Annotated in this window: 4 protein-coding genes; 1 reads left to right on the forward strand and 3 read right to left on the reverse strand. The window is 64.6% G+C overall.

Annotated features, from left to right (window positions below):
- Positions 1-221: 221 nt before the first annotated feature.
- Both ACFE7F_RS15405 and ACFE7F_RS15410 read right to left on the reverse strand, forming a co-directional pair.
- Positions 222-1,133 carry an SDR family oxidoreductase gene (locus tag ACFE7F_RS15405; RefSeq protein ID WP_375404732.1) on the reverse strand — a complete coding sequence of 304 codons (912 nt, stop codon included), beginning with the start codon at positions 1,131-1,133 and terminating at the stop codon, positions 222-224.
- Between the two features lie 22 nt (positions 1,134-1,155).
- Positions 1,156-2,013 (reverse strand): fumarylacetoacetate hydrolase family protein, encoded by an 858-nt coding sequence (locus tag ACFE7F_RS15410; protein ID WP_375404733.1) that lies wholly within the window; start codon positions 2,011-2,013, stop codon positions 1,156-1,158.
- A gap of 291 nt (positions 2,014-2,304) precedes the next feature.
- On the opposite strand from ACFE7F_RS15410, the gene ACFE7F_RS15415 reads away from it, so the two are divergent.
- Positions 2,305-3,966, forward strand: coding sequence for an FAD-dependent monooxygenase (locus ACFE7F_RS15415; protein ID WP_375404734.1), 1,662 nt, complete (start codon positions 2,305-2,307; stop codon positions 3,964-3,966).
- A gap of 73 nt (positions 3,967-4,039) precedes the next feature.
- On the opposite strand, the gene ACFE7F_RS15420 is transcribed toward ACFE7F_RS15415, so the two are convergent.
- Positions 4,040-4,837 carry a hypothetical protein gene (locus ACFE7F_RS15420; protein ID WP_375404735.1) on the reverse strand — a complete coding sequence of 266 codons (798 nt, stop codon included), beginning with the start codon at positions 4,835-4,837 and terminating at the stop codon, positions 4,040-4,042.
- Positions 4,838-4,884 lie beyond the last annotated feature (47 nt).

The following is a 4,884-nucleotide window of genomic DNA, read 5'->3' on the forward strand; positions in this document are numbered from 1 at the left end:
CGCCTGGCTGCTCGGGCGTGAACCGACGACCTTCGAGCGGTTCGCCGAGAAGCACCACGCGGCGTTCCTGGCAACGGTAGAGTAGGAAGGCCGTTCGGGAGTCCGGGGCCGAATATCGCGGCGGGCTGAGTCGGAGAACGCTCAACCCGGGGGATTTCGCGACCGTTCGCGCCGGCGGTCGCGGCCCAGTTCGACAGCCGCGCCTTCACCGGGTTTGCGGTTCACCGCGTGATCGGGGCCGCCGTCGTCGAGTCAGCCCTAAAAGCATCGTATTGCCGTCGGACGAACTGCTCGAAGGACGTAGGGGGGTGACCCAGGAGCCATGCCAGCACGTTCGAGTTGCCGACAAAGTCGTGAGCGCCGTACCTCGCGCTGATGGCGCGAAGCACGCGCGCCTCATGCGGAAACTGGTCCGGCCCGACGTCTCCGAAGAAGGCCTTGAGATACGTGTCGGCGTCGATCTCCTCGACCGCGATCGGTCGTGCCAGCACACGCGAGATGATCGCGCCGAGTTCGTGCGCCGTATGCCGGCCGGGTGCCGCGAGTTCGTAGGTCGCGCCCGCATGGCGTTCGCTGTCCATGAGCGCCATGGCCGCAACCTCGGCGATGTCCGCTGGATCGACCAGCGACTGGCGACGATCCAGTGCCCAAGATAGCCGGAACACGCCTAGTTCGAACGCCGGTCGAAGCTTGATGGGGGACATGTAGTTGGTCGGCTGCAGGATGGTGAAGGCAAGACCGGACGAGAGGAGATGTTCTTCGATGTCGCGCTTGATCTCGTGCTGAATGAGATCGGTCGTGATCGCGTGCAGCACCGAGCTGAAGACGAAATGCCCGACGCTGGCCGCACGCGCCGCATCGACGGCCGCGAACCCCATCTCGCGCTCCTTGGGATGCGCGGTCGGGCCGACATGATAGACTTTCTCGATCCCATGCATCGCCCGGCCGAGCAGTTCCCGATCGGCCATGTCGCCCGTCACGATGTCGACGGCGCCGGCGGACCGGAGGGCCGAGGCCGAGGCCTCGGTACGGACAAAGGCCCGGACATTCGCGCCGGCCGCCAGCAGCCGCGGGACCAACAACCTGCCTTGGTTGCCGTTCGCGGCCGTCACCAGGATCTTCGGCGCGTTCATGCGTCCGGTCGTCCGGATCGGGCTAGCGCCGCGCGACCCGGTTTTCGATCGCGCCGATGCGATCGATCTCGCATCGGACGACGTCGCCTTCGACGAGGAAACGGGGCGGGACCATGGAGATGCCGACGCCTTCGGGCGTGCCCGTCGCGAGCAGGTCGCCCGGCTCGAGCGTGAATGCCGTCGTCAGATAAGCGATCTGAGCCCAGATCGAGTAGATGAGTTGCTCGGTGTTGCTCGACTGGCGTAGCTCGCCGTTGACCAGGCACCTGACGCCCAGCGTATGCGGATCGGCGATTTCGTCGGCGGTCACGATCCACGGTCCGATCGGGCCGTGCGTATCGAACGACTTCCCCATGGTGAAGGTCGGCGTGTGGAACTGCCAATCGCGGGCCGACACGTCATTGGCGACGAAATAGCCGAAAACGTGCCCGGGCGCCTCGTCCGCATCCACATTCTTGGCGGTGCGGCCGATCACCACGCCGAGTTCGACCTCATAATCGAGCTTCTCGGTCACGCCCGGGTCGATGTCATCATATGGACCCGCTACGCAGGTCGTCTGCTTGTTGAACCAGAGCTGATTCGTGGGCGGCGCGATGCCCAGCTTGGCCGCTTCTTCCATGTGCTTGCGATAGTTCATGCCGATGGCGAGGTACTTGCCGGGGCGCTCGATCGGGGCGAGAAGCCGCGCATCGGCGAGCGCCAAACGGGGAGTGGCGGTGGTAAGCTTGTCGCCGAGCCGATCAAGCGCGTCCGGCCCCGCCGCGGCGAGCTGCCTCATTTCGGTGAACTCGGGGAGGACGTCGCCGATTGGCACGATTCCTTCGCCGGATACGGCGCCGATGGTCGGTGAGCCGTCGGCAAGGTAGCGTAACAGTCTCATCGTGATCGTCTCCGTGTCCGGATCGGCGAGACGCCCCCGTCGTGCCCGGCACTCGTCTAAAGCCTGATCGTCTGCCACAAGGGCCTAGCGCACCGGCGATGCCAATTCACGCTCTCCGATACCGAGCGGATGCAATGGAGCCGAAGCGGTCATCGGGGTGGGCCGATGGAACGGTCGCAAGCCCATCGCGCGCCGCCGCGATGCCACGCGAGTATCGCAGAAGCTTTACTGGCATCCTGCGATCACCGGTCGCGCAGGATAATTGGCAGCTCGATATGTGGGAGATCGAGTGTGGCGCTAGTTGCGGGCGATGCGGAGCCGCAGGTCATCATCGTGGGATCGGGACCGGCCGGCTTGGCATTGGCGATCGAATTGGGCACCCGCTCGATCCGCTGCCGGTTGATCGAGCGGAACGAACGTGCGGGCCATGCTCCGCGCGCGAAAACGACCAACGCCCGTACGCGGGAACATCTGCGTCGATGGGGCATCGCCGACCGGCTCGCCGCGGCGTCGCCGTTCGGTATCGACTACCCGTCGAACATTCATTTCGTCACGCGGCTGGGCGGGCCCGGTATCGCACGCTTCGACCACGCGCTTTCCTGCTCGCCAGAGCGTGACCATCGCTATTCCGAACATTCGCAGTGGATACCGCAATACAAGCTCGAAGCCGTGCTGCTCGAGCGCGCTCGCTCGCTCGCCTCCGTCCAGCTCTCGTTCGGCCAGGAACTTGTCGGGTTCGAGCAGGACGCGTACGGAGTGACCGCGCGCATACGCGACATGGTCGACGGCTCGGAAATCCAAGCTCGCTCGTCCTACATCGTCGGTGCGGACGGCGCGCGCAGCACGGTGCGCGACCTGATCGGGGCGACGATGGTCGGTACCTACGGCCTGTCGCGCAACTACAATACGATCTTTCACGCACCCGGTCTGGCCGACGCCCATCCTCATGGCCCGGGTATCATGTACTGGCAGCTCAACCCTGATGTCCCGAGCCTGATAGGGCCCATGGACGAGGGCGACCTCTGGTACTTCATGCCCACCGGGCTGCCGCCAGGCGCGCGACACAGTGAGGAGGAGACGCTGGACCTCATTCGCCGGTCGACGGGTATCGATCTGCCCTACCGCATCCTGAGTTCGGACGAATGGATCGCCAGTCGACTTCTCGCCGACCGGTACTCACGAGGCCGTGCTTTCCTGGTGGGTGACGCCTGTCACCTTCATCCGCCGTTCGGTGGTTATGGGATGAACATGGGCGTCGCCGACTCCGTCGACCTGGGCTGGAAGATCGCCGCCGTTCTGGAGGGTTGGGGCGGGGAATCGCTGCTCGACAGCTACGAAATCGAGCGCCGCCCGGCCCACGAGTATGTCATGGACGAGGCGCAGGCCAACCACGCGCTAGCCCCTAACCAGCTGGTCCGGGACGGTATCGAGGACGCGACGCCCGAAGGCGAGCAGGTGCGTCGGGAACTGGCGGATCTCATCTGGAGCGAGAAGACGCCTGAGTTCTACGGATTGGGCGTCGTCCTCGGCTATTGTTATCGAGACTCTCCGATAATCGTGGACGACGGGTCGGCGCGCGCCTGGGAAGCATCGCGCGACTATGTGCCCTCAGCCTCGCCTGGGTGTCTCGCACCGCATCGCTGGCTGGAGGATGGGACATCGCTTTACGACCTGTTCGGCCAGGGCTTCACGCTCGTCGTGCTCGACGGAGCCGAGGACGACCAGGTGGGAGCCGCCCGGCGAGAGGCGATCGCCACGGGGACACCGCTGAAGATCTTGCACGTCCCTGATCCCGCTCTGTTGGACACATATTCGGCCTCCCTGACGCTCGTGCGCCCCGACCAGCATGTCGCTTGGCGCGGGGAAGTCTGGCCGGAGGGTCTGCTGGCCAGGGTGTCGGGACGACGGGCTGACGAGACCGCGATCGCCGAACTGGCCGCCTGCGCCGCCTGATCTGTCCGCCGGCAACGCGAAAGCCGGCTATCTGGACCGATGCTGCGCGGAACGGCGACCGAGACCGCGGCCGCTATTCGGCCGCGATCTGCTCGATCTGGTCTATGGAAGATGCGTTCGCCGGGCTGCGCCGAGCCTCGGCCTCCCGTCGGGCCATCCCCGCCACGATCCGCCGCATCGCGACCGAGGGCGCGTCGCTCTTGAAATGCACCTCCCGGTAATCGTGCGTATCCTTTTCGTGCATGACCTGGACCAGTTCGATCGCCACCCGATCCTCCTCGAACCCGTTCACGATCATGGTCTTCAGCTTCTCCGTCAGCGCCCTATCGTCCAGCGAGTAATTGCGCGCGAAGAAGTACCAGTATTTCGTCTCACGGTCGGTGATCGGCGTCGTGAAGTGGATGACTTGCCACTCATAGGTCGGTTGCGCTTCCGGGCCTGGACGGTCAAGGACGAAACGTCCGCCGCCGTGGGTCAGCGCTGGAGATACGAAACGGACGGTACTCCTCGCCTGAAACCCAGCCGCCTCGATTGCCTCGGAAGCTTCCGTCGGCAGAAATCCCGATCGTTGATAGTTGGGCGGATTATCGCGATAGTAGGATAAGCGGTCACCGCTGATCTCCAATTTCACGGGCGCTTGTGCGAACGCCTTGGGGAAGTTGAAGCTTGCTTGGTGCAAGAAGGGGATGTGGGTGAGATCCATCAGGTTCTCCGCCATCAAGATCCAATTGCCTACCAGATCATAGTGACCGGTCGCGTATGCCCAGTCGGCACCTGCCTCCAACCAGAGCGTTGCGGGTGGTTCCGGCAGACGGAGCATGGCCTCCTCGCTGCCCATCCAGATCCAAGCGAGCGCGCCTTGGACGCGCATCGGATAATGGCGGATCGCGATCCGAGGACACTTCACCATGCTCGGAA

This window comes from uncultured Sphingomonas sp., from assembly GCF_964235535.1.
In the GTDB taxonomy this organism is placed as follows: Bacteria; Pseudomonadota; Alphaproteobacteria; order Sphingomonadales; family Sphingomonadaceae; genus Sphingomonas.

Coding starts and splice junctions, on each gene's coding strand:
- ACFE7F_RS15410 (WP_375404733.1), bottom strand. CDS start 2,013: ATGAGACTGTTACGCTACCTTGCCGACGGCTCACCGACCATCGGCGCC.
- ACFE7F_RS15405 (WP_375404732.1), bottom strand. CDS start 1,133: ATGAACGCGCCGAAGATCCTGGTGACGGCCGCGAACGGCAACCAAGGC.
- ACFE7F_RS15420 (WP_375404735.1), bottom strand. CDS start 4,837: ATGCGCGTCCAAGGCGCGCTCGCTTGGATCTGGATGGGCAGCGAGGAG.